This is a genomic window from Streptomyces sp. NPDC059010, from assembly GCF_042740355.1.
Lineage (GTDB): Bacteria > Actinomycetota > Actinomycetes > Streptomycetales > Streptomycetaceae > Streptomyces.
Window position 1 is genome coordinate 7,057 of sequence record NZ_JBHYJA010000005.1, and the last position, 25,336, is coordinate 32,392.

Below are 25,336 nucleotides of genomic sequence, written 5' to 3' on the forward strand. Positions count from 1 at the left end.
GCCCCGCCGGCGTCCGCCCGCGATCCCGCCCACCGGGGGGCGGCGCCCGCCCCCGCCGGGTGGCTGGAGGGTGAGCCGCGCGTCGGGCCGCCGTCCACCCCGGCTGTGGCCGGTGCCCGGCGGGTGCCGCTCCCGACCTATCCGTTCCAGCGGCGGCGGTTCTGGGCGCTCGACCGCATCCGACACGTCTTCGCCGACGGCGGGGCGACCGCGCCCGGCGGTTCCGTCGACGGCGGCGCTCCGGCCGCGGCGGTCGGAACCCGCCCCGAGCACCTGGCATCCGCCGTGCCCGCGGCCGACGATGTCGAAGCCGAACTGGTCGGGCTGTGGCAGGAGATGTTCGGCTTCGCCCCGGTCGGCGCGACGGACGAGTTCTCCGCTCTCGGCGGGACCTCCCTCACCGCGACCCGGATGGCCCTGGAGATCGCGCAGCGCCACGACGGCTTCCAGGTGAACCTGCACCGCGTCGGCGGAACCCGGACGACGGTGCGCCGCATCGCCTCCGTAATTCGCGCGCGAGGGCTCGGCTCCGCCGCCTACGTCTCCGCCGACGCCGAGAGTGCACTGATCGATGCCGACCTCGACCTGCCGCTGGGCACGGTGCGCCCGTCCCGGCCGGATCCGGGCCGCGCGGTCCTGCTGACCGGCGCGACCGGTTACGTCGGTGCGTTTCTTCTGCACGAGGCGCAGATCGCGGGCCACGACGACATCCGCTGCCTGGTGCGTGCCCGCGACGAGGCACACGCCTGGGAGCGGGTCCGAGCCGCGGCCGCCGGCTACGGCCTGCCCGCGCCGGACCCGGAGCGGGTCCGGATGGTGCCCGGCGACCTGACCGACGTCGGGCGGGCGCTGGCCAGGCAGGGCAGCGGGCCCGGCGGAGGGCTCGGGCGCGCCGTAGGCCAGATCCTGCACTGCGCGGCGAGCGTCGTCTTCACCGAGACCTACCGGACGTTGCGCGCCGAGAACGCGTTGGCCACCGCCGACCTGCTGCGATGGGCCCGCGAGAACGGGGTCCAGGACTTCGGCTACGTCTCCTCGCTGGCGGCGTGCTCGCCGACCGGCCCCGACCTGTCGATCGCCGAGACCCGCGCGCAGCCGCTGGCCGACCGGGCCGGCGGGTACGGCACCGGCAAATGGGTCAGCGAGCGGCTGGCCGAGCGCGCCGAACGGGACGGGATGCGGGTCCGGATCTGGCGACCGGGGCTGATCCTCGGCGACTCGCGCAGCGGTGCCTGCAATCCCAAGGACATGACGTGGCGGCTGATCGTCGCCAGCCTCGCCGTCGGCGCGCACCCGGCCGACGACCGGCTGCTGTACTCGGCCCTGGTGGACGTGGTGGCCAAGGCGATCGTGGCCGGGCTGACCGAGCCCGGCGCCGTGGGCCGGGCCCAGCACCTGGTCCACCACGAGCCGCTGTCCATACGCGGCCTCTTCGCGGCGTTGTCCGCAGCCGGGCTGCCGACCGCGCCGCTTCCGCCCGCACGGTGGCAGCAGCTGGTCCGCGAACGGGCACTGGACGCCGGCGACGACGCACTCGCCCCGGTCGCGCTGCTCGGCTTCGACGAGGAACTGGGCGACGTGGTCCGGGTCGAGGCGGAGGCGTGGCGCGGCTGGCTGACCCGAAGCGGACTGAGCTCCACCGTGGACGGCCCGGCGCTGGCCCGCAGCATCCGGTGGCTGGCCGGCATCGAGGGCGGGATGTACCGGGAACTGCTGGCGGGCGTCATCGGGCACGGCAAATTCCCGCGCCAGGCCGTCGGCGCCGCGCCCGGAAGGAAGCTCGTGTGATGGACACCCCCGTCGGCATCGGCGAAATCGGCATTGTGCTGCCGGACCGCTTCGTCACCCCCGCCGAGCTGGCCGAGGCCGAGCAACTGGACAGCACACAGCGGGAGTTCGTGGAGCGCTCGGGTATCCGGACCGTTGGCGTGCTGGACGAGGAGGCCCGGGTCCTGGCCGCCCGGGCGGTCCGGACGCTGGTCGCGGACACCGGCGCCGATCCGGACGTGCTGGTGCTGGCCGCACCGCGGTCGCCGGACGTACTGCTGGGATCCGACGTCGCCGCCGTCCAGGCCGCCGCGGGACTGCGCCGCGCCTTCGGCTTCACGGTCGACGGCCTGGGCTGTGTCGGATCCAGCGCGGCCTGGGCACTGGGCGCCGACCTGCTGCGCGCCGACCCCTCCCGATCGTCGGTGGTGATCGCGCACGCCAGCCGGCCGACCGGACCGGACCGGGTCCGGTTCCCGGTCACCGTCGTCGGCGACGGCGCGTGCGCGATGACGCTCGTGCCCGGCGCGCGCCCGGTGCTGCGGGCACACCGCGCCGAGATGGACGGGCAGTTCCACGACCTGTTCCGGGTGGACTACAAGGCCGGCCCGGCCTACGAGTGGCGCGAGGTCTGCGACAACGTCGACGAGTACCAGTTCAAGCTCGCGCTGCACAGCCGGGACAGGCTCAAGCGGCTGGTCGACCAGGTCCTCGTCGACGCCGGCGGCGACGCCGGCCGGGTCGCGGCGACCCTGATGCAGAACGTCACGGCGGGCGCATTCGACTTCTACGAGAGTCTGCTCTCCCTGGACATCGACGACGTCTGCCGCGAGAACCTGCGCCGCTACGGCCACCTCGGGGCCATGGACGTGGTGCTCAACCTGCGCGATCTGCTCGCGGGCGGCGACCTGGCGCGCGGTGACCTCGTGCTGGTGCTCAACAACAGTCAGGTGGCGGCCTGGGCCGTGACCCTGTGGGAGGTCTGATGCGGCCAGATGCAGGCCCGGTTGACGCCGAGAGCCGTTCCGTACCGGAACGGGCGCCCGGCTGGGGCGGTGGAAACCGGCTGATCGCGGCGGCGGGCGTGTCAGCGCTGGGCGACGGCCTGCGGGCCACCGCGCTACCGCTGTTGGCGGTCACCTACACCACCGATCCTGCGCTGCTCGCGCTGGTCACCGTGGCCGGCACCGTGCCGATGCTGCTGTCGCCGCTGGCCGGCGTGGCCGCCGACCGCTGGCCGCGCCGGGGCCTGATGGTCTGGCTGGACCTGGGGCGCGCGGTGGTCGTCGGGCTGGTCGCCCTCCTGGTCTGGACCGAGTCCGCCGACCTGGCCGTGCTGTACGTGGCCGCCTTCCTGCTGGGCGTCGGTGAAACGGTGTTCGGCATCACCGCGCAGGCCTACCTGCCGGAGGTGGTGCCCGAGGCACGGCTGACATCGGCCAACGGCCGGCTCCAGGCCGTACAACTGATCTTCCTGGACACCGTCGGGCAGCCGCTGGGCGGCCTGTTGTTCGCGGTGTCCGCGGCGCTGCCGTTCCTCCTGGACGCCGCGTCGTTCGCGATCGGTGTCATGGTCCTGCTGACCGTGCAGTCGATGTCCGCCTCCGCCGCGAAGCCCGCGGCGACATCTGCCGCCGGCACCGGCGCCGGCTCGGCCCCGAAGCAGCCGGGCTGGGGCGAGATGGTCCGGGACGGATTCCGCTACCTGCGCGGCGACCGGCTGCTGATGCTGCTGGCCGTGATGCTCGGGTGGCTCAACTTCTTCTTCGCGGGGGTCAGCGCGATCCTTGTGCTCTACGTCCTGGAAGTCCTGGGCCTGGGCAAGACGGCGTACGGCTTCTTCCTCGCCGTCGCCGCGCTCGGCGGGCTGCTCGGCGGGCTGGCCGCGTCCCGGCTGCGGGAGCGGTTCGGGACGTTCCCGATGGTGTCCACGGCGCTGGTCGCGCTCGGCGCGGCCTGCCTGCTCATGGGCTTGGTGCACAACCCGGTGGCCGGGGTGGCGGGCTTCTTCGTCCTCAACCTGGCCGCGGTGGTGTACCAGGCGCTCACCGTCGCGTTCCGCCAGACCACGGTGCCGCGCGAGGTGATCGGCCGCATCAACGGTGTCTACCGGCTGATCGGCACCGGGGGCGCGCCGCTGGGCGCGGTCTGCGCCGGCCTGGTCGCCGGGCAGACCGAGGTCTGGACGCCGTTCGTGGTCAGCGGGGCCGCACTGGTGCTGCTCGCGGCGGTCACCTGGCGGCCGCTTCGGCGGCTGGGCGGGCCGCGCGGCGCCGAGGCGGAGGGCTGACCCGATGGCGATGATCACCGCGAACTGGTGGAGTCCGGACGACGTGGCCGCGCCGGACCAGCCCCGTGTGCTGCTGTTCCCCTTCGCCGGCGGCGCGGCACACTCGATGCGGGAGTGGATCGCAGAACTCGAACCCGAGTGGCGGCCGCTGGTCATGCAGTACCCGGGCCGGGGATCGCGCTCGCGGGAGCCGTTCGCCGCCTCGGTGGCCGACCTGGCCGCCGCCGCGTTCGCCGACTTCCTCGCCGTCGACGACGGACGACCGCCGCTGGTGTTGGGCCAGAGCATGGGCGGCTACGTGGCCCAGGCGTTCACCGAGGCCCTGGAGGCAGCCGGGATCACACCCCGGGCGCTGGTCCTGGTGTCGGCACGGGCACCGGCCGACGCCGGCGGCCCGCCGGGTACGGGCGCCGCCCGACCCGTCCGGGACCGCTGGCACGAGCAGTCGGACGACGACCTGATCGCCCGGCTCCACGAGCTCGGCGGCGCCGACCTGGAGGTGTTCGAGCATCCGGCGCTGCGCGAGGCACTGCTGCCGATCGTGCGAGCGGATCTCGCGATCGGTGACGACCACATCGCGCACGCCAAGCCGCACCGCGTCCGCTGCCCGGTGCTCGCGGTGCACGGCGTCGGCGACCGGCAGGTGAGCGCGGCCGAATCGGCGGCGTGGGCCACCTGGACCACCGGCGTCTTCCAGGCCGTCTCCCTGCCCGGCGGCCACTTCCTCCAGCAGCGGGGCCCGGTCGGCCTGCGCGGGATCCTCGCCGGCCTACCGACTTGACGACGGGAGCAGAACGATGACCGACACACCGACCGACGATCAGCTGATGCGGGTCCTGATCAACGACGAGGAACAGCACGCGATCGTCCCCGAGGACTTCCCCGCCCCGGCCGGCTGGCAGGAGGCGGGGTTCGCCGGCGGCGTCGAGGCCTGCGAGCGCTGGGTCGAGGAACACTGGCCGGACATCCGGCCGCGGTCCGTCCGGGAGGCGATCGCGGCTGCGCGGACAGGAACCACGGGGCCGGTATGACCACCGCACACGGGGCGGCCGGGGCGGGCGGGTCCGCCGCGGCGGGAGAGACGGCCGGCACCGACCGGGTTGTCGCGACCGGCGGGTCCGGTTCGGCCGCGGCCGTCGCATCCGCCGCGGAACCCGGAACCGGCGTCGGGCTCGACCTGACCCGGCCACGGGCCTTCGTCACCGGCGAGCTCGACCCCTACTTCGCCGAACTGCGCAGGGACCGTCCGCTGGCCTGGCACGAGCCGCCCACCGCCGACAGGCAGGGCTTCTGGGTGGCCGGCCGGCACGCCGACGTCGCGGCCCTGGCCCGGGACACGACCCGGCTGTCCTCGGCACACGGCAACATGCTGGAGACCCTGCTGGACGGCGGCGATCCAGGCGGCGGCCGCATGCTCGTGGTCAGCGACCCGCCGCGCCACACCGCGCTGCGCGGTCTGATGAAGTCCGAGTTCATGCCGGCCGCGCTGGAGTCGCTCGCCGAGCGGATCCGCCGGGTCGCCCGTGACCTGTGGATCCGGGCCGCACTGGACGGACACTGCGACGTGGCGGCGGACATCGCCGCGAAGATCCCGCTGGCGGCGATCTGCGACCTGCTCGGGGTCCCGGAGACGGACCGTGCCTACGTGGGCGAACGGACCACTGCGGCGCTCGGCTCGGACCTGGCCACACCGGTGCAGGACGCGTCGCGGCTGGCGCAGGCCGAAATCCTCCTGTACTTCTCGCGGCTGGCCCGGAACGAGCCGAGCGCCATGCTGCGGGTGCTGGCCGAGGGGTCGCTGGACGGCGCCCCGCTGACCCGCGACGAACTCGTCCTCAACTGCTACAGCCTCATCCTCGGCGGCGACGTGACGACCCGGCTGTCGATCGTCGGCGGGGTCGCAGCGCTGGCGGACGACCCAGCGCTGTGGGAAGGGCTGCGGGACGGCGAGGTCGAGATCGGGCCCACGGCCGAGGAGGTGCTGCGCTGGACCACGCCGGTGGTCCACCTGGCGCGCACCGCGGTCGCCGAGATCGACCTGCACGGCCGGCGTATCCGGCCCGGGGACGTCGTCACCCTGTGGCCGCGGTCGGCGAACCGGGACGAGCGCGAGTTCGCCGACCCCGGGCGCTTCGATCCGGCGCGCCGCCCCAACCGGCACCTGACGTTCGGGTTCGGGCCGCACTTCTGTCTGGGCGCCCACCTGGCCCGGATCGAGGTGGCGGCGGTGCTGGAGGGCATGCGGTATGCCGTCGATCAGATCACCCCCGACGGTCCGCCGCAGCCGGTGTACTCCGCCTTCGTCGCCGGGTATTCCGCACTGCCGGTCCGCCTGACGCCCAGCGTCGACGCCCTGCGATCCGCCCCCGGCCGAGCCGGCTGAGCCCGCTGTCGCCATCGAGCCCTGCGAAGGTTGCCCATGGACACCCAGGACATCCCGAACATACCGGTCCAACCGACGACGATCACCGCCCGCTTCGACGCGGTCGCCGCCGCGCACGCCGACCGCGTCGCGCTCCAGGACCGCGCCGAGGAGGTCACGTACGTCGAGCTGCAGCGGCGGGCTGAGGCGCTGGCGGCGTCCTTCGACCGCGACCTGGCGCCGGAGACCCGGGTCGCGCTGTACCTTCCGCGCTCGGTCGACCTGATCGTCGCGATGCTGGCGGTCCTGAAGGCCGGCGGGACGTACGTGCCGGTCTCGCCGGAGTACCCGGCCGAGCGTGTCCGCCTTCTGCTGGCGGACAGCGGCGCGTCGCTGGTCCTGACCTCCGACGGGCTCCGGCACGACCCGGTGCTGGCCGGGCTGGCCACGGCAGCGGTCGACGAAACGACACGGAGCCCGGTCGGCGATCCGCCACATGCCGCGGTCGACGATCCGCCGCGGGTCGCGACGTCGGCGCCACCGGCCTTCCCGACCGGAGCCGCCGGGCCGTTGTCGGCCGCATACGTCATGTACACCTCGGGTTCGACGGGGCGGCCCAAGGGTGTCGTCGTCACCCACCGGGGCGTGCTGAACCTGGTGCTGGACCAGGACTTCGTCGCCTTCGGCCCGGACAAGACGGTGCTTCAGATGTCGCCGACGGCCTTCGACGCGTCGACGTTCGAGATCTGGGGCGCGCTGCTGCACGGCGCCCGGCTCGTGGTCGCCCCTCCGAGCTATCAGGCCGTCGACGAACTCGGCGCGACGATCAAGGAGTTCGGCGTCAGCACCCTGTTCCTGACCCCGGCGCTCTTCCACGAGCTGGTCCGCGGCCGGACCGACGTCTTCGACGGCCTGGCCGAGCTGGTCGTCGGCGGCGATGTGCTGTCTCCGGCGCGCGGGGCCCGGTTCATGGAGTACGCGGCCGAGAACGGCGGACCGAAGCTGGTCAACGGGTACGGCCCCACCGAGACGACCACGTTCGCGCTGACCCACCAGGTCCGCACCGCGCCCGCCGAGGGCGGCTCGGTCCCGATCGGCACCCCGCTGCGGAACGTCCGGATCCATCTGCTGGACGACCGGCTGCGGCCGGTCAGGCCCGGCGAGGTCGGCGCCATCTGGATCGCCGGCGACGGGGTGTCCCGCGGCTACCTTGGCCGGCCCGGCCAGACCGCGCGCAGCTTCCTGCCCGAGCCCGAGCCGGCCCCGCCGGGCGCCCGGATGTACCGTTCCGGTGACCTGGGCCGCCTGTCGCCCGACGGGACAGTCGAGTTCCTCGGCCGCCAGGACGACCAGGTCAAGATCCGCGGCTTCCGGGTCGAGCCGCGGGAGACCGAGCACGCGCTGCTGTCGCTGGCCGACGTCGCCGACGCCGTGGTCGTGGTGGTCTCCGACGCGGACGGCGCCAAGCGCCTGTCGGCGTTCGCCGTGCCGCGATCCGGAAGCGGGCTGACGGTGGAGCGGATCAGGACGCTGCTGGCAGACGTCCTGCCCGCGCACCAGATCCCGGCCAAGGTCGCGCTGATGGACGCGTTGCCGCTGAGCCCGTCGGGGAAGATCGACCGCGCCGCCCTGGCCGGCGGCGCCAAGCCGGGGCCGGCCGCCGTTCCCGTCCCGCCCGCCTCCGGTCCGACGACGGATCAGCGGCTGCTCGCCGAGATCTGGGCCGAGGTCCTGGACGTGCCCGAGGTCGGACTGGACGACGACTTCTTCGGCCTGGGCGGCGATTCCATCCTGGCGATCCGGGCGATCGCGGACGCCGAGGTCCGCGGTCTGGAGATCTCGCTGACCGACATGTTCGCCACGCCGACCGTCAGGGATCTGTGTCCGGGCCCGGGCGCTGCCGACGGCACGGGCCCGTCGGCCGGCAACGCCGCTGATGACACGGCCATGGACGGCGGCGGGCGCGAAAACATCGCCCCTGACGGCCGCGCTTCCGCCTCAGCCGCCTCAGCCTCCGACTGCGCCGACTCCGCGTCGGTCGTCGAGCCGTCCGTCGACCTGCCCGCCGACGTCGAGCGCAGCTATCCCGCGACGCTCCTGCAGCTCGGCCTGGTCTATGAGGCCGCGGGCAGCCCGGACCAGTCGCTCTACCACGACGTGGCCGCGCACCGCGTCGAGACCGCTCTGGACCCGGAGGCGCTGCGGACCGCGCTGCACCACGTCGCCGCGGCGCATCCGACGCTGCGCACCCGCCTGGATCTGGCCGACCCGGCCGGTCCGCGCCAGCTCGTCGAACGCGAACCGCGGCTGCCGCTGACCCTGCTGGACTGGCGCGACCGCGGCGGCGCGGCGCTGACCGCGGCGTTGGAGGAACTGGCCGCCGAGGCGGGCAGGCCCTTCGACGTCGAGGCCGGACCGATGATGCGGGTGTACGCGGCAGCCGTCGACGACGCGTCCTTCTGGCTCGTCTACGGCTTCCACCACGCGATCATCGACGGCTGGAGCGAGTCCGTCTTCCTGGTCGACCTGCTCGCCGCCTATGCCCGCGCCCGCGACGGCGCCCCGCCGCCACCACGACCCGCGTGGGCGGACGGCGGACGGCATGCCGAGTTCGCCCGGCTCCAGGCCGCCGTCATGGAGTCGGAGGACAGCCGCCAGTTCTGGCGCGGGCGCCTGGCCCGGATCGGACCGGACTCCCCGCCGCCGACGCAGCCGCACGGGCGCAGCGTCGAGCGGGTCCGGGTCGGCGCGGATCTGCCCGCCGGCCTGCGCACCCGGCTCGAAGCGGTCGCGGCCGAGCTCCGTCTGCCGGTGAAGTCCCTGGTGCTGGCCGCCCACCTGGCGGCGCTCGGCGAGTATCGGGACACCGCGCGTCCGGTGACCGGGATCGTGCTCAACGGCCGTCCCGAGACCGCCGACAGCGATCGGCTGATGGGCCTGTTCCTCAACGTCATGCCGATGGACGCGGACCTGGACGCGCCGAGCTGGGCTGCGCTGGCCCGCGGGCTCTTCGAGGCCGAGACGGCGATGCTCCCGCACCGTCGCTACCCGTACCCCGCGCTGCGCCGGCTGGCCGGGCGGCCGCTGTTCGACACCGTCCTCAACTACGTCCACTTCCATGTCCGCAACCGGCTCGCCGACAGCGGCCTGCGGGTCGGCGATTCCCGCATGTGGGACAAGTCCAGCCAACCGCTGCTGGTCGAGGTGATCGCCGACGCGGCCTCCCGCGAGCTGCGGCTGGACCTGACCGGCGACGCCGGTGTCTGGGACCGGGCCGCGCTGACCCGCTTGTGGGGTCACCACCACGACGCCCTGGTCGCGCTGGTCGCCGATCCGTCCGGCGCGGTACGGCCCGCCGGATCCGAGGACGGCGTGCCGCTGACGCCCATGCAGCGGGCGATCTGGACCCAGCAGCAGATCACCGGCGACCCGACGCTGTACCGGGAGCACATCGGCTACGACATCCGGGGACCGGTGGACAGCGCCGACCTCGGCCGGGCCGTGGAACGCGCGCTGGCCGACCATCCGGGCACCGGCGCGGCGCTGGCCGTCGGCGGCGGCGTCCCGGCGCTGTTCCCGGGCCGGCACACCATCAGCGTCGAGCACGTGCTCTGCGACAGTCCGCCGGACCCGGTCGGCCTCGCCGCCCTGGTCGAGGAGCAGATCGAGGCCGGGGTCCAGGTGCCCGACGGACCGCTGCTGCGCTGCGTGCTGATCACCGTGAGCCCCGACCGCCGCCTGCTGCTCCTCGTCTGGCACCACCTGGTGATGGACGGGTTCTCCTTGCGCGTCCTGCTCGGCGACGTCGTCGCGCACTTCGCCGATCCGGCCCGCGGACCCCGGGAGCCGGGCGTGAGCCTGGCCGAGGTGCACCGCCGCCATCTCGCGCACGCCGCCGACCCCGAGGTCGACGGCCGGGCCGCCGCCCTGGCCGGGCGCCACGCCGACCTCGACCCGGCGCCGCTGGGCGCCCGGGTCGACGGCGCCGGGCGGGCCGAGGTCGTCGTCATCTCCGACCGGCGCGGCCGGCTGCCCGGCCTGCGCGCGGCGGCGCGGGCGGCCCGGGTGACCGAGCCGGCGGTGCTGGCCACCGCCTACCAGCGCGCCGTCGGGGAAGTGCTGGGCCTGCGCGAGTTCCTGATCGGGTGTGTGGTCGCCGGGCACACCGCCGAGGACGAGGAGCGCGTGGTGTCCTGTCTGCTGAACACCGTCCTGATGCGCGGTCAGGGAGCGGCCGACACCGAAGCCACCGACGCCGCCGCGCTGATGGCGACCGCCAAACGCCTCGTGGGCGCGGTCACCGACCAGGACGTCCCGTTCTCGGCGGTGGCGAACCGACTGCTCCAGGACGTGCGGCCGCGGCCGCGCCAGTTCCCGCAGCTGTATCTGAGCATGGACTCACTGACCCCGCTGGACCTGCCGGGCCTGGACTGCGCGGAGTACGTGATCCGGCTGCCGCAGCCCAAGTTCGACGCGGCGCTCATCGTGCACTACGGCGAGGCCGGGGTCCGGGGCATGTTCCAGTACCACACGTCGGTCCTGCCCGCCGCCGTCGCGCACGACCTCGTCGACTCCTTCCTCGATCATCTCGCCGACCTGTGCCGGGGGCACGCATGAACAGTCCTGACTCGTCTCGTCACGTCACCACATCGGAGAACGAAAAAACCGGGGATGGCAGGGGTTTGACTCGATGAGGAATCTGCTCACCACCGAACAACTGGCGGCGCGCAAGCGGTTCCACGCGTTCGCCGCCGACGCGATCCGACCGCGGGCGGCGGAGGCGGACGCCCGGCAGGCGATGTCCCGCGACGTCGTCAAAGCGTTGGCGGCCGAGGGACTGCTGTCCGCGATGATCCCGGGTCCTGGCGGCGACCCGGCCCTGGATCCGCTGGAGTACGGACTGCTCACCGAAGAGATCGGCTGGGCCTGCCAGAACGTCCGCAACTTCGTCGCCGTGTCGGACATGGTGGCGCACTCCGTGTGGCGGTGGGGAACCGACGCCCAGCGGGCCCGCTGGCTCGCACCGATAGCCGCCGGCGAGGTGATCGCGTCGTTCGCGCTCACCGAGCCCGGGATCGGCAGCGACGCCAAGAGCATCGAGACCACGGCGGAGTCCGCCGGGGACGAGATCGTGCTGCGCGGCCGCAAGAAATGGATCAGCTTCGGCGCGATGGCCGACGTGTTCCTGGTGTTCGCGCAGTACGACGGGAAGCACACCGCGTTCCTGGTGGAGCGTGACGCCCCGGGCCTGGACATCACCCCGATCCGCGACCTGATGGGACTGCGCGGCTCACTGCTGGCGGAGCTGACGTTCACCGACTGCCGGATCCCGGCCGCGAACCTCGTCGGCCGGCCGGGGACGGGTCTGACCTTCGTCGCGTCGTCGGCCTTGGACGTGGGGCGGTACAGCACCGCCTGGGGCTCGGTCGGTCTGGCGCGCGCCTGCGCCGAGGATTCCGCGGCCTACGCGACCCGGCGCTCACAGGGCGGCGGACCGATCCGGGACCACCAGCTCGTCCAGGCGATGCTCACGGACATGCACGTCAACAGCACAGCGGCCCGGCTGCTCTGTCACCGCGCCGGCCTGGCGCGCGCGGCGCGGGACCCCGAAGCCATCAACCAGACCCTGGCGGCGAAGTACTTCGCGTCCACGGCGGCGACACGGGCGGCCGCGGACGCCGTGCAGATCCACGGCGCCGTCGGCATCGGGAGCGAGGCCGCGGTCCAGCGCTACCTGCGGGACGCGAAGGTCATGGAGATCATCGAGGGCACCACTCAGCTCCTCCAGTCCATCCTGGGCGCCGCTGCGACCGGGGCGGGCTTGTGACGCCGAGTGCGAAGCCACGTGAGGAAAGGAGGCCGACACCATGACAGGGGGCGACCAGAACCAAATGAACATACGGACAATCGGCGTCGTAGGCGCCGGGACCATCGGGCGCGGCGTCGCGCACACCTTCGCCGAGCACGGCTTCGACGTCGTCCTGACAGACATCTCGGAAGCCCAGCTCGCCGACGCTCGCAAGACGATCGCCGAACTCCAGCGCCTCCAGCGGCTGTACACCAAGCGCGAGACGGTCGCCGACCCGGCCACCGTGCTCGACCGCATCACCTTCGACACCGGCCTGGAGTCGCTGGAGCGCGCGGACTTCGTACTGGAGAACGTCACCGAGGACTGGGACGTCAAGCACGACGTCTACCTCCGCCTCGACCAGATCTGCAAGCCGGACGTCCTGTTCGCGGTCAACACCTCGGCGATCTCGATCACCAGGGTCGCCGGCGTGACCGGGCGTGCGGACCGGGTGCTGGGGATGCACTTCATGAACCCGGTCCCGCTGATGCCCATGGTGGAGGTGATCAGGGGATTCCACACCTCCGAACAGACCATGGCCACGGGCCTGGAACTGCTGGGCCGGATCGGCAAGGAGGGCGTGGTGGTGGCCGACCTGCCGGGCTTCATCACCAACCGGGTCCTGATGCTGACCGTGAACGAGGCCGTGTTCTGCGTCCAGGACCAGGTCGCCTCGGCGAAGGACGTGGACCGGATCTTCAAGGGCTGCTTCGGTCACAAGATGGGGCCGCTGGAGACCGGCGATCTGATCGGCCTGGACACCATCCTCAATTCTCTGACGGTGCTCTTCGAGAGCTACCGGGATCCCAAGTACCGACCGGCTCCGCTGCTTCAGAAGATGGTCCACGCCGGGCTGCTCGGCGTGAAGAGCGGCCGAGGGTTCTACGAGTACGCACGCTGAGAGACGCCCTATCTGTCCCGCAAGGAGGCCCACATGTCGCGCAACGACGTCATCGACCGCATCCGCACCTTCCTCGCCCCGCACATGGGCGAGCACGTCCTGGCCGACGAGGAGGACATCTTCGCGGCCGGCATCGTCAATTCGCTCTTCGCCATGCAGCTCGTGGTGTTCATCGAAGGGGAGTTCCAGGTGACGGTGGCGCCCGAAGACCTGGACATCGACCGCTTCCGGTCGATCTCGGCGATCGCGGATCTGGTGCTGGCGAAGACCGGTGCCGTACGCCATGCCTGAGGCGAACCTGATCCTGCCGACGCCCTTGCCGGCGGCGCTCGCACCGGAGATCGCACGCCGGGTCTACTTCGTGGACTCCCGGATCTGCGACTTCTCGCTGGTGGAGCAGGACGGGCTGATCACATCGATCGAAGTGAAGACCGACACCGCGGTCGACGTGGAGGAACTCGCGGCCCGTGCGGCCGCGGTCGTCGAATCCGAGGTCCTGCCGCACGGGGTGCTCCGGACGAAGGTCATCTGGGAGTCGGGCGTTCGGCGCCCGGCGCGGCCCGAGGTCTTCGACGACCTGGCCGCCGCGGGAGAGGTGTGCACGCTCGGCGAGGGCCAGATCGGCATCGGCGGCAACCTGCTCGCCCTCATGGACTGCCTGGACGACCTGATCCGGGACCTCGTCGTCCGGGAGTTCGGCGCCGTGGAGTTCCGGTACCCGACCCTGATGCCCACCCGCGTGCTGGAGAAGTGCGACTACTTCGCGTCCTTCCCGCAGTTCCTGATGTTCGTGACGAGGCTGCACAGCGACTCACGCACCTACGGAGCGTTCCGTGAGTCCTACGCCGCGCGCCGTCGGGTGTCGGCCGACATCCTGGCCGACTGCGACAACGTCGACTACTGCCTCCCGCCCACGATGTGCTTCCACACCTTCAGCCAGCACGAGGGGACACGGCTCCCCGGCCCGGGAGACCGGGTCGTGACCGCCAAGGGGAAGTCCTTCCGCTTCGAATCGCGCTACGCGACGACGCTGGAGCGTCTGTGGGACTTCACGATCCGCGAGATCGTCTTCATGGGATCCCGCGACTTCGTGACCGAATCCCGCCGCCGCTTCATGGACCTGGCCTTCGAGCTCATCACCGACCTCGGCCTCGAAGGCCACGCCGAGGTCGCCAACGACCCGTTCTTCTCCGCCGAGGACGGGATCGCGAAGACCGTGTCCCAGCGCCTCCTGGAGCTCAAGTACGAACTGAGGCTCAAGACCGGGCCCGACCGAACCATCGCGGCCGCCTCCTTCAACTTCCACGACAAGTTCTTCACCGAGCGCTTCGACATCCGCGAAGCCGACGGCACCACCGCCCACAGCGGCTGCGTCGGCTTCGGCCTCGAACGGGTGATGTTCGCCTTCCTGTGCCAGCACGGCGCCGATCCGACAGCCTGGCCGGACCGGGTGCGCGAGCGGCTGGGCGGGGCGCAGCTTTCGCCGCAGGGCCGGTGACCGCGGGGCGCCGCGGATTCCGGGGGCAGGCTCGGTGCTGGGCCAGAGTCTGATCCATTGGACTCCCAACGGACGACATCGAGGGGGATCAGTCGTGCCATTGGCACAGTCGTCGGCGGCACGGTTGAGCCAATGGGTTCTGAAGTGCTTATCTTTGCCCTATCCATGTACTTGCGGCGCCGCGTAGCGCCGGACGGCGACGAGGCCGGTCCGGACCGCGGTGCCTCAGTCGTGCCTGCTCGTCGCCCGCAACCCGGGACGACCGCGGGCAGGGCGCGTACCACCGCAAGGGGGGCGGCGCACCGCCGTGAAGAGGATGTTCGTGGCTCCGGACCCGGGGCGCTTGAGGCTGCGGAACGCGACCCGCGCTGTCATCGGTGTCGCCGCGGCCGTCGCCGTTTCCGAACTGTGCGGCCTGTCGCTCACCGCGTCGATCACCGGAGGGCTCGCGGCACTGCTCGCCCTCTTCACGGTCACCGATGCGACCCTCCGTGACCAGCGGATCACCACCGCCCTGCTTCCCGTCGCCGGATTCCCCGTGCTGGCGCTCGCCACCACACTGCACGGCACCACACCGGCCCGTGACGCCGCGTTCCTGGCCGTCGTCTTCGGTGGGGTCTACGCCCGCCGCTGGGGCCCGCGGGGGCACGCGCTCGGGATCTTCGCGTTCATGAACTTCTTCATCACGCAGTTCCTGCACGCGGTTCCCGCTCAGCTGCCCGAGCTGTGCACCGCCGTGGGGCTCGCCCTCCTCGCGGCCGGCGCCACACGCTTCGTGCTCTGGCCCATCGAGCGCCGTACCCCACCCGCGGCAGCCCCGCCGGCCCTGCCCGGCATCGGCCTGGCGCGGCCCACCACCCGGCAGGCCTTCCAGGTCACCGCTGCCTCGGCTCTCGCGCTTCTGGCCGGGCAGCTGCTCTCCGAAGACCGCTGGTACTGGGCCGTCGGTACCGCCTGGTGGATCTTCGTCAACACGGCCTCTCGCGGCGAAACCCTGGTCCGCGGCTTCCGCCGGGTCTTCGGAACCGTGATCGGTATCGCCGTCGGCCTGCTGGTCGCCGTCCCGCTGCACGGCGCGCCCGCGCCGACGGCCGCCCTGGTCGCCGTCTGTGTCTTCGGCATCTTCTACACCGCCGCCGTCTCGTACTCCTGGATGATGCTGGCAGTGACGGTCATGGTCAGCCTGCTGTACGGCCTGCTGGGCGTGCTGGACCCCGGCCTGCTCCGGCTCCGTCTCGCGGAGACCGGTGTCGGCGCGCTGTGTGCCGCGCTCGCCGTGGCCCTCGTCCTGCCGGTCACCACGCACGCCACGAACCACGCCTGGATCCAGCGCGCCCTGCGCTGCGTCCACGCGGCCACCGCCGAGGCCGCCGCCCGGCTCGCCGGGGACGAGACCGCCGATCCGGCCCCGCGGCTGGCCGAACTGGAGCAGCTGCTCGGCCGGGTACGGCTCTCGGTCGCCCCGCTCGTGCACCCGCTGAACCCGATGCCGGCCCGCAAGCGGCGCGCCCGCCGTGTACTGGCCCTGCTCGACGACTGCGCCCGGGAGATCCGCGGCCTGGCCGCCGTCGCCGCCGACCCGGAGGCCTCGCACGACGCCCGCCTGGCCGCCGCGTGCTGGCGCGTCGAGGCCGCGGTGGAGGCCCTGACCGGCGGCACGGACGTCACCGCGCCCACCGCGCAGCCGACGGCGACGAACCCCGCGCTGGCCCATCTGCACGGCCTGGAGCGGGCCCTGGCCGAGCTGGCCCAGCCGCTGCGCGCGCCGTCCGGTTCGCGGCTCGTGGCGCAGCAGACGTAAATCCCCGTGCGGATTCGGGCGAAACCGTCGCGAACCGGAGCTCGACACGCCGCCCCCGCACTTCAGTGACTCCCCAGAGGGTGGATCAGCCCTCCCGTCGGGTAATTCCGCCCCGTCGGGCGCACGGAACCCGCGTGCCGTGCGGGAGCGGTCCGCGGGTGTGCCCCCGAGAAGTACCGCCGCGCCGCCCAGGATGTCGCCGTGCGGAACATCCCTCGCGGTGCGGCGTCCCGGTCTGGGCCGAAAGATCCACTGCTACCGTCGCCCCGACGGCAACCGACCGGAAGGGGACAACGGTGGCAGACGTGGGCAGGCGGGGAGCACGGGCCTACATCGGGTCATTCACGGCGGCCGGTGGTACGGGCATCACCATGGCGGCCGTGGCGCCCGGCAGCGGCGCACTGACCGTCCTGAGTCGCGTGAACGACCTGCCCGACCCCGCGTACCTGGCCCTGTCGCCCGACGGCGACACGCTCTACGCGGTCAGCGAGACGGCCGAGGGTGCGGTGGCCGCGTACCGCGTGACCGCGGACACGCCGGAGCCGCTCGGGCCCGCGGTGCCGGTGAACGCCGGCGGGCCCGTGCACCTCAGCCTGTTCGACGGCCACGTCCTGACCGCCAACTACGGCTCCGGCAGCGTCACCGCCGTCCCCGTCCGCGCCGACGGCACCCTCGCGGCCGCCCCGTCCGCCGTGCTCCGGCACACCGGCTCCGGCCCGCACACGCCCCGCCAGCAGGGCCCGCACGCCCACCAGGTGCTGCCCGAGCCGGGCGGCCGCTGGGCCGTGAGCGTCGACCTCGGCACCGACTCGGTACGGGTGTGCACCCTGACCGACGGCATCCTCGACGTACATCGCGAGACCGCCCTGCGCCCCGGGTCGGGCCCCCGCCACCTGGCCTTCCATCCGCACGGCCGGTACGCGTACGTCCTCAACGAACTCACCCCGACCGTCACCGTCTGCCACTGGGACGCCGACGACGGCACCCTGAAGCCGCTGGTGGAGGTGCCCGTGCTGCCGGGCGCCCCGGCCGGCGACGCCTACCCCTCCGGCATCGTCGCCTCGCCCGACGGCCGCTTCGTCTGGACCGCCACACGGGGCGAGGACGTCCTGTCCACGTTCGCCGTCGAGGGCGAGGAACTGCGCCTGATCGGCACGGTGACCTGCGCCGGACACTGGCCGCGTGCGATCACCGAGGCGGGCGGGGTCCTGTACGTCGCGAACGAGCGCTCCGGTGACGTGTCCTGGTTCGCCCTCGACCCGGACCGGGGGCTGCCGCGCTACGAGGGCTCGATCGAGGTGCCCGCGGCGTCCTGCCTGATCGTCGGCCCGGACACCGGCAGAGCCTGACCGTACGCCGAAGGCCCGCTCCCGGTGCGGGAGCGGGCCTTCGGCGTGAGCGGCTTCGGTGGTACGGCTGTGGCTCCGACGTGCGCGTCAGCGGACCGGCGTGCCCTGCGCCTGCTGCGGGGCGATGCCCAGCGCCGTCGTGTACTTCGACAGGGCGAGCTTGCCGATCGCCGGGTACGGGCCGAGCGCCTCGGCGGCGGAGCAGCCCGCCTCCCGCGCGGCCTCCGCGACCAGGCTGGGGTCGATCTCCGGCCCTATCAGATACGGCGCGAGCGCCAGCTGCTGCGAGCCCGAGGACCGCAGCTGCTCGGCGACGGCCGTGATCGAGCCCTCCTGGTCCAGGGCCGCCGCCATCACCGGCACCGCCAGGCGCGCGGCGAGCAGCATGCCGGTGATCCCGGCCGCCTGGACGGCCTCCTCGCCACCGACGGAGGCCAGGATGATGCCGTCCGCGGCCGTCGCCACGGTGAACAGGCGGGCGCGGTCGGCGCGGGCCAGACCGGCCTCCGACAGGCGCACGTGCAGCGCCTCGGCGAGCAGCGGGTGCGGGCCCAGCACATCGGTCAGATCGGCGGCGACCCGGCTCTCCATCACGGCCTGGCGGATGACGCGCAGCAGCGCGTTGTCCGGACCGGCGAGCAGCGGAACGACGACGGCGACGGGGCCCTCGGGCTCCTTGACCTCCACACCCGCGGCGAGTGCCTGCTCATAACGGGCGGTGCGCTCGTCGGCGGCGTGCACCAGCACCGACTGCAGCGTGGGGAACTCCACGTCGTCACCGTCGACATACCCGATCCGGGCGTCGAGGCCGGGGAGCTCGGAGCGGGCGATGCTCACGACCTCGTCGGCGAGGCCGCGGGTCGCCGCGCTCGGCGTGCCCGGCACCGCGAGGACGAGCGCGGGTGCGCCTTGGGGAGCCGCCAACGGCTCGGGTCGGCGGTGCCGCCCGGGCTGACGAGGTCGCGGCATTCGTACTGGCAGGCCGGACGCGGGCCCAGTGGGGGAGCTCATGGCGACGCATGTTACTGGCTAATTGGGCTCCCCTGTTCGGGGAGGGTGCAGGTGAGCGGTATCCGTCCGCTTTTGTCTGATTGAGTTACCTACAGTGCGGAACCGAACGGCGTATGGGGATCAGTCCAACTTTCCGTTGGCCACGCAGAGCAGCGCCTCGTCACCCGGCAGAGTGAGCGCCCCCGTCGCCAGATCGGTCGCGATCCGCACCGACCCCTGCAACGGATCCCCGGCGGCCGCCACCCGCCGCGCATGCGGCAGCCGCTTCGCCAGCTCCTCCTCCAGGGGTACGACGAGAGGGTCGCCGATCTTGAACAGGCCGCCGGTGAACGCGACTTGGGGCTCTCCGGTGCCGGGGCACACGGCGGCCGCGGACTCGGCCATGTGCCGGGCGGCGGCGCGCAGGATGTCCGCGGCGACCGGGTCGCCGTCGGCGCAGGCGGCCACCTGGGGAGCGAAGGAGGCGAGGACGGCGGGACGGTCCGGGCGCGGATACAGCCGGCCAGGCAGCCCTCCCATCGGGCCGAACTGTTCCTCGGCGCGGGTCAGCAGCGCGACCGACCCGCCGGGCCGCCCGTCGTACGCGCGCAGGGCCGCCTCCAGCCCGGCCCGCCCGATCCAGGCACCGCTGCCGCAGTCGCCGAGCAGATGGCCCCAGCCGTCCGCACGGCGCCAGCACGTCAGATCCGTGCCCGTCGCGATCAGCCCCGTACCGGCGGCGACGACGGCACCGGGCCGCGGCCCGAGGGCGCCGACGTAGGCGGTCACGGCATCGGCGACCAGCGCGACCCGTCCGAGGCCGAACTCCCGTGCCAGCGCGGCCGGTAGTTCGGCGCGCAGCGCGTCCCCCAGGGAGGCGAGCCCGGCGGCCCCGATCGCGGCCGCACCCAGCTCGGCGACCTCGCTCTCGGCCATCGACGCGCGCACCATGGGCACCAGTTGCTCCATGAGATGCCCGGGGTCGATGCCCCGCTCCCCGGTGCGCACCGGCTCGCGGCTCTCCCGCCGGGCCAGGACACCGCGCTCGACGGTCCCGACGACGACCCGCATGCCGGACCCTCCGGAGTCGACCGCGAGGAACCCGGCGGCCCCGGTCACGGCAGACGCCAGTCCACCGGCTGTCCGCCCTGCCGGATCAGCAGGTCGTTGGCCCGGCTGAACGGGCGGGAACCGAAGAACCCGCGGTCGGCGGACATGGGGGAGGGGTGGGCGGACTCCACCGACGGCAGGTTGCCGAGCAGGGGCCGCAGATTGCGGGCGTCGCGGCCCCAGAGGATGGAGACCAGCGGCTTGCCGCGCGCGGCCAGCGCACGGATGGCCTGCTCGGTGACCTCCTCCCAGCCCTTGCCCCGGTGGGCGGCCGGTTTGCGCGGGGCCGTGGTGAGCGCCCTGTTGAGCAGCAGCACGCCCTGCTGGGTCCACGGCGTCAGATCGCCGTTGGACGGCTGCGGCAGCCCCAGATCGGTGTTCAGCTCGCGGTAGATGTTGATGAGACTGCCGGGCAGCGGACGCACGTCGGGCGCCACCGAGAACGACAGCCCCACGGCATGCCCGGGTGTCGGATAGGGGTCCTGTCCGACGATCAGGACCCGTACGTCGTCGAAGGGCTGTTGGAAGGCCCGCAGGACATTCGGGCCCGCCGGTAGATAGGTGCGTCCCGCGCCGATCTCCGCGCGCAGGAAGTCGCCCATCGAGGCGATCCGTTCGGCAACGGGTTCCAGGGCCTTCGCCCAGCCCGGTTCGACGATTTCATGCAAGGGTCGTGGTGCCACGGGCGTCACCCTACTGCCGTAGTGGCGCCGCTGATCAACCAGTGGCCAAGGCCCGCCGCACCACCCGCCCCTAAGTCCTGACGGTTCATCCGATCACCGCGGCCCGTACGCACAGCACGTCCGGCAGATGCGACGTCAGCTGCTGCCAGCTGTCGCCGTCGTCGGCCGAGGCGAACACCTCGCCGTTGCGGTTGCCGAAGTACACGCCCGCCGGGTCCGCGTCGTCGGTGCACATCGCGTCGCGCAGCACCGTGCCGTAGTGGTCCTCCTGCGGCAGGCCCGCCGACAGCGGCTCCCAGGTCTTGCCCGCGTCCGCCGTGCGGAAGACGCGACAGCGGTGGCCGGCGGGGACGCGGTCCGCGTCGGCGTTGATCGGGAAGACGTACGCCGTCTCGCCGCGGTGCGGGTGTGCGGCCGCCGCGAAGCCGAACGTGGACGGCAGGCCCTCGCCGATGTCCGTCCAGTGCGCGCCCGCGTCGTCGCTGCGGTACACGCCCCAGTGGTTCTGCAGATAGAGACGGTCCGGAGTCGACGCGTCCTGTGCGATCTTGTGCACGCACTGGCCGAACTCCGGGTTCGGATCGGGCAGGAACACCGCGGAGACACCGGAGTTGGACGGTGCCCAGCTGGCTCCGCCGTCGGTGGTCCGGAACACGCCGGCCGTCGACACGGCGACCGTGACGGCCCGGGCGTCGCGCTTGTCGGTGATCACGGTGTGCAGGCCCTCACCGCCGCCGCCCGGCACCCACTTCGAGCGGGTCGGGTGCTCCCACAGCGGGCGGACGAGGTCGAAGGTCTCGCCGCGGTCTTCCGAGCGGTACAGCGCGGCCGGTTCGGTGCCCGCGTACACCACGTCCGGCTCCGCGGCCGCCGGGTGCAGCTGCCACACCCGCTCCAGGGAAGCCTTCGTGTCCTTCGGGAACTTGACGGCCGGCTTGGCCGGTTCGGTCCAGGTGCGGCCCAGGTCGTCGGAGTGGAACACGGACGGGCCCCAGTGCGCGCTGTCGCCGCCCGCCAGCAGCCGCGGACGCTCGCCCCGGGTGTCGACGGCGACCGAGTACACGGCCTGAGCGTTGAAGTAGGGACTCTCGTCGAACTCCCAGGTGCCACCTCGCCTCCGCCCGATGAACAGGCCCTTGCGGGTGCCCACGGCGAGCAGTACCTCGGTCATGCCGATCACCTCCGCGACGTCTTTGTCTCAGGTATCGGCCAGTCTGCACCCCGGCACTGACAGTCACCTCTGGAAAGGCCTACGTCGCAGGTCAAGGCGGCGATGATAGCCCGCTGCCAGGCGCCGTGGGGCCCTTTGGCCAAGACACCGGCGGGCGGCGCGTGACGCGTGCCACCGTCGACTCCCGGTACCCGGCGTGAGCATCCGCCCGCCGTCTCCCGTATGGGAGGAGGGGCTGGTCCGGCATGTTCGTGCACTCATGAGGAGGAAGCCTTCGATGGCGTTCCGTGGTCCGAAGGTGTGGCTGTGGCGATGGCGGCGCAATCCGCTCAAGCGCCGGGCCGACGCGGTGGAGGCCTGGGTACTGCTCGCCGGCTGGGCGTTCACCGTCCTCGCGGGAGTGCTGGCCGGCCTCACGACGGCGCACACGGTGGAGGGGGGAATGGCGCGCGAGCGCGTCGAGTGGCGGCCCGCCGTCGCCCTGCTCACCGAGCAGGTACCGGGTACGGCGGACTCGCGCACCGGCACGTCGAGCGCCGCGAGCGTGTGGGCGAAGGTCCGCTGGAGCGCACAGGACGGCTCCGCGCACACCGGCCAGGCACGCGTCCGGCCCGGCAGCGGCGTCGGCACGCCGGTCACCGTCTGGACGGACCCCCAGGGCCGCCTGGTGACCAGGCCCGCCACCCCGTCCGAGGCCCGCTCACGGGCCGCGCTGGTCGGCGGCCTCGCAGGCCTGTGCGCCGCATCCGTACCCTTCATCGCCGGCCGCGCCCTGCGCGGCCGCCTGGAGAGCCGCCGCATCGACCAGTGGGGATACGAGTGGGCGCGGTTCGGCCCGTTGTGGGGTGGGCGGACGACGGGGTGACGGTTGCTTGGGGAGCGGGGCGGCCGCAGTACGGAGTGGGGCAGGTCGCCACGGCTGCCTCGGTGCCGTGCCCGGCGCCTCACTCCCCGCCCGGCAGGGCCCTCTCCAGGATCCCGTCCACGTCCGCCGCATCCGGCAGGGTCCCGAAGGAGTGCCCCCAGTCGCCGCCGAGCCGGGTCGCGCAGAAGGCGTCGGCGACCGGGGTGGGGGCGTGGCGGATCAGGAGGGAGGCCTGGAGGGTCAGGGCCATCAGTTCGACCAGGCGGCGGGCGCCGGCCTCGGAGCCGGTGGCCAGTTGCCCCTTCAGGCGGGTGACGGCCGAGTCAAGACGAGTGTCCGCGCCCTGTGCCAGGGCGAGTTCGGCGAAGAGGGCCTCCGCCGTGTCCGGCTCCCGGCTCAACGCCCGCAGTACGTCGAGAGCGTTGACGTTCCCCGAGCCCTCCCAGATGGACAGCAGGGGCGCCTCGCGGTAGTGGCGGGGCATGCCCGAGTCCTCGACGTAGCCGTTGCCGCCCAGGCACTCCAGGGCCTCCGCGGTGAAGGCCGGGCCCCGCTTGGTGACCCAGTACTTGCCGACGGCCGTGGCGATCCGGCGGAACGCCGTCTCGGTGCCGTCCGCGTCGTCCCCGCGCACCGCCCGGTCGGCCGCGCCGGCCAGCCGTAGCGTGAGCGTCGTCGCCGCCTCGGACTCCAGCGCCAGGTCGGCCAGGACGTTGCGCATCAGCGGCTGGTCCACCAGCCGGGCCCCGAACGCGCTGCGGTGGCGCACATGGTGCCCCGCCTCGACCAGGGTCTTGCGCATCAGGGTCGCCGAGGACATCACGCAGTCCAGCCGCGTGCAGTTGACCATCTCGATGATCGTCTTCACGCCTCGCCCCTCGGGCCCGACCAGCCAGGCGACGGTCCCGTCGAACTCCGGCTCGGAGGACGCGTTGGAGCGGTTGCCCAGCTTGTCCTTCAGCCGCTGGATGCGGAAGCTGTTGCGGCTGCCGTCCGGCAGGATCCGCGGCACGAGGAAGCAGGACAGGCCGCCGGGAGCCTGGGCCAGCACCAGGAAGACGTCGCACATGGGCGCCGAGGTGAACCACTTGTGCCCACGCAGCGTGTACACGCCGGGCTCGGCGGTGGGCCAGGCCGTGGTGGTGTTCGTGCGGACGTCCGAGCCGCCCTGCTTCTCGGTCATCCCCATGCCCGCGAGCAGACCCCGCTTCTCGGTCGGCACACGCAGCCCCGGGTCGTACTCCAGGCTGGTCAGCAGGGGCTCGTAGACCTTCGCGAGCTCGGGCTGCCGACGCAGCACGGGGACCGCCGCGTACGTCATCGACGTCGGGCAGCCGTGCCCGGCCTCGGTGTGCCCCCACACCAGTCCGCCCGCGGTCCGGGCGACATGTGCTCCGGGCCGTTCGTCCGCCCAGGGCGTCGCCGCCAGCCCCTCGGCGACCGCGACCCGCATCAGGTGGTGCCAGCTCGGATGGAACTCGACCTCGTCGACGCGATGGCCGTACCGGTCGTGCGTACGCAACTCCGGCTCGTACCGGTTGGCCTGCTCACCCCACTCCTGCGCCTCGGCGCTCCCGGCCCGCAGGCCGAGCCGCCGGATGTCCTCCTCGGCCCATCCGGCGCCCTCCCGGCGCAGGCCTTCGAGCAGGGCGGTGTCCTCCGACGCGTCGTACGGCGTCAGGGGAGGGGGCTGGTTGGTGACGTCGTGGGTGGCGTACTGCTCGGACTGCTCCTGCGCGAGTATCGAGACCATGCCGCCAGTGTTGCATCATGGCTACGGCCGCAGCAATCCTGCAATACGGATAGATCGCCCTGCCCCGTACAGTCGTGACCATGCCGAACAACGCGTCACCGCAGGCCGACGACGTGGAGCTGGAACTGGAACTGCGCCCGCTGCCCGCGCGCTCGGTCGTCCTGAGCCTGCTGCTGGGGCTGCATCCGCCCGAGCTGCCGGTCAAGGAGCTGGTCGGCGCCGTGGAGCCGTTCGGTATCGCCGGGTCCACTCTGCGGGCGGCGCTCAGCCGGATGGTGGCGGCCGGGGACCTGCGGCGCGCGGACACGGTCTACGGGCTCAGCGAACGGCTGCTGGAGCGGCAACGCCGCCAGGACGACGCCGTCCATCCCGAGACCCTGCCCTGGGACGGCGACTGGGAGATGGTCGTGGTCACGGCCACGGGTCGCGGCCCCGCCGAACGCGCCGAACTCCGCACCGAGTTGACCCGGCTCCGGCTCGCTGAACTCCGCGAGGGCGTCTGGCTGCGGCCGGCCAACCTGCGCCGCGCCCTGCCGGACGGCCTCGACGAGGTCACGGACCGGTACACGGCCCGCCCCGACCGCCCGGCGCGTGAACTGGCCGCGAGCCTGTGGCCGCTGGACGCGTGGGCCGCCACGGGGCGCGCCCTGCTGGCCCATGTCACCGGCGCGCGCAAACCGTCCGACCGTCTCACCGGCTTCGCGGCCGTCGTACGGCATCTGCTCGCCGACCCGGTGCTGCCCCCCGAACTCCTCCCCGCCGACTGGCCGGGCGAGCGACTGCGTGCCGTGTACGCGGACTACCGGCGGGAGTTGGCGCAGGACGTACGCGCGCGTGAGGGCAGGTGACCGAACGACGACGCACGCGCGCGTGCCCGACGGGCAGCGGTGCCCCGTCCCGGCGCGGGCATGACACCGCGGCCGTCCGGAGCGTCGTGCGGGGACGCTC

Annotated in this window: 20 protein-coding genes; 15 read left to right on the plus strand and 5 right to left on the minus strand. The window is 73.0% G+C overall.

Features of this window, described 5'->3' with window-relative positions:
- From ACFWYS_RS06375 to ACFWYS_RS06435, 13 genes are all read left to right on the plus strand, one after another.
- On the plus strand, positions 1-1,788 hold a 1,788-nt coding region (locus ACFWYS_RS06375), incomplete at its 5' end, for an SDR family oxidoreductase (RefSeq protein WP_384764145.1).
- On the plus strand, positions 1,788-2,753 hold the full coding sequence (locus ACFWYS_RS06380; RefSeq protein WP_384764148.1) for a 3-oxoacyl-ACP synthase: 966 nt from the start codon (positions 1,788-1,790) through the stop codon (positions 2,751-2,753). The genes ACFWYS_RS06375 and ACFWYS_RS06380, both read left to right, overlap by 1 nt.
- Positions 2,753-4,057: an MFS transporter gene (locus tag ACFWYS_RS06385; protein ID WP_384764152.1), complete on the plus strand. Its 1,305-nt coding sequence runs from the start codon at positions 2,753-2,755 to the stop codon at positions 4,055-4,057. Before ACFWYS_RS06380 ends, ACFWYS_RS06385 begins: the two co-directional genes overlap by 1 nt.
- Positions 4,058-4,061: 4 nt before the next feature.
- Positions 4,062-4,838: a thioesterase II family protein gene (locus ACFWYS_RS06390; protein ID WP_384764155.1), complete on the plus strand. Its 777-nt coding sequence runs from the start codon at positions 4,062-4,064 to the stop codon at positions 4,836-4,838.
- A gap of 16 nt (positions 4,839-4,854) precedes the next feature.
- Positions 4,855-5,088 carry an MbtH family protein gene (locus ACFWYS_RS06395; protein ID WP_384764157.1) on the plus strand — a complete coding sequence of 78 codons (234 nt, stop codon included), beginning with the start codon at positions 4,855-4,857 and terminating at the stop codon, positions 5,086-5,088.
- Positions 5,085-6,440: a cytochrome P450 gene (locus ACFWYS_RS06400; RefSeq protein ID WP_384764160.1), complete on the plus strand. Its 1,356-nt coding sequence runs from the start codon at positions 5,085-5,087 to the stop codon at positions 6,438-6,440. The genes ACFWYS_RS06395 and ACFWYS_RS06400 overlap by 4 nt, the downstream gene beginning before the upstream one ends.
- Before the next feature lie 36 nt (positions 6,441-6,476).
- Positions 6,477-11,036, plus strand: a complete 4,560-nt coding sequence (locus ACFWYS_RS06405) for an amino acid adenylation domain-containing protein (RefSeq protein WP_384764162.1) — start codon at positions 6,477-6,479, stop codon at positions 11,034-11,036.
- A 73-nt stretch (positions 11,037-11,109) separates the two neighbouring features.
- The gene (locus tag ACFWYS_RS06410; RefSeq protein WP_384764165.1) at positions 11,110-12,246 is read left to right on the plus strand and encodes an acyl-CoA dehydrogenase family protein; all 1,137 of its coding nucleotides are present in this window, start codon (positions 11,110-11,112) and stop codon (positions 12,244-12,246) included.
- A 64-nt stretch (positions 12,247-12,310) separates the two neighbouring features.
- A complete protein-coding gene (locus ACFWYS_RS06415; protein ID WP_384764167.1) occupies positions 12,311-13,168 on the plus strand; it encodes a 3-hydroxyacyl-CoA dehydrogenase family protein in 858 nt (285 codons plus the stop codon).
- A 33-nt stretch (positions 13,169-13,201) separates the two neighbouring features.
- Positions 13,202-13,459, plus strand: a complete 258-nt coding sequence (locus ACFWYS_RS06420) for an acyl carrier protein (protein WP_384764169.1) — start codon at positions 13,202-13,204, stop codon at positions 13,457-13,459.
- On the plus strand, positions 13,452-14,666 hold the full coding sequence (locus ACFWYS_RS06425; RefSeq protein ID WP_384764172.1) for a hypothetical protein: 1,215 nt from the start codon (positions 13,452-13,454) through the stop codon (positions 14,664-14,666). The genes ACFWYS_RS06420 and ACFWYS_RS06425 overlap by 8 nt, the downstream gene beginning before the upstream one ends.
- 316 nt (positions 14,667-14,982) lie before the next feature.
- Positions 14,983-16,467: an FUSC family protein gene (locus ACFWYS_RS06430; RefSeq protein ID WP_384764680.1), complete on the plus strand. Its 1,485-nt coding sequence runs from the start codon at positions 14,983-14,985 to the stop codon at positions 16,465-16,467.
- 296 nt (positions 16,468-16,763) lie between these two features.
- Complete coding sequence (locus ACFWYS_RS06435) at positions 16,764-17,816, plus strand: lactonase family protein (protein ID WP_384764175.1); 1,053 nt, start codon at positions 16,764-16,766, stop codon at positions 17,814-17,816.
- Positions 17,817-17,903: 87 nt separating this feature from the next.
- Here the strand turns inward: ACFWYS_RS06435 and ACFWYS_RS06440 are convergent, their stop codons facing one another.
- The 4 genes from ACFWYS_RS06440 to ACFWYS_RS06455 all read right to left on the minus strand — a co-directional run bounded on the left by ACFWYS_RS06440 (position 17,904) and on the right by ACFWYS_RS06455 (position 21,770).
- Positions 17,904-18,827, minus strand: a complete 924-nt coding sequence (locus ACFWYS_RS06440) for a sirohydrochlorin chelatase (RefSeq protein ID WP_384764178.1) — start codon at positions 18,825-18,827, stop codon at positions 17,904-17,906.
- A 120-nt stretch (positions 18,828-18,947) separates the two neighbouring features.
- Complete coding sequence (locus ACFWYS_RS06445; protein WP_384764181.1) at positions 18,948-19,925, minus strand: N-acetylglucosamine kinase; 978 nt, start codon at positions 19,923-19,925, stop codon at positions 18,948-18,950.
- Entirely contained in the window at positions 19,922-20,599 is a 678-nt protein-coding gene (locus ACFWYS_RS06450; protein ID WP_272113928.1) for a uracil-DNA glycosylase, read from the minus strand. The genes ACFWYS_RS06445 and ACFWYS_RS06450 overlap by 4 nt, the downstream gene beginning before the upstream one ends.
- Before the next feature lie 85 nt (positions 20,600-20,684).
- On the minus strand, positions 20,685-21,770 hold the full coding sequence (locus ACFWYS_RS06455; protein ID WP_384764185.1) for a WD40/YVTN/BNR-like repeat-containing protein: 1,086 nt from the start codon (positions 21,768-21,770) through the stop codon (positions 20,685-20,687).
- A gap of 277 nt (positions 21,771-22,047) precedes the next feature.
- Between ACFWYS_RS06455 and ACFWYS_RS06460 the strand changes: the two genes are divergently transcribed.
- Entirely contained in the window at positions 22,048-22,635 is a 588-nt protein-coding gene (locus ACFWYS_RS06460; protein ID WP_384764188.1) for a hypothetical protein, read from the plus strand.
- 79 nt (positions 22,636-22,714) lie between these two features.
- On the opposite strand, the gene ACFWYS_RS06465 is transcribed toward ACFWYS_RS06460, so the two are convergent.
- On the minus strand, positions 22,715-24,388 hold the full coding sequence (locus tag ACFWYS_RS06465; protein ID WP_384764191.1) for a DNA alkylation response protein: 1,674 nt from the start codon (positions 24,386-24,388) through the stop codon (positions 22,715-22,717).
- Positions 24,389-24,468: 80 nt separating this feature from the next.
- Between ACFWYS_RS06465 and ACFWYS_RS06470 the strand changes: the two genes are divergently transcribed.
- The gene (locus tag ACFWYS_RS06470; RefSeq protein WP_384764194.1) at positions 24,469-25,236 is read left to right on the plus strand and encodes a PaaX family transcriptional regulator C-terminal domain-containing protein; all 768 of its coding nucleotides are present in this window, start codon (positions 24,469-24,471) and stop codon (positions 25,234-25,236) included.
- Positions 25,237-25,336: the final 100 nt, after the last annotated feature.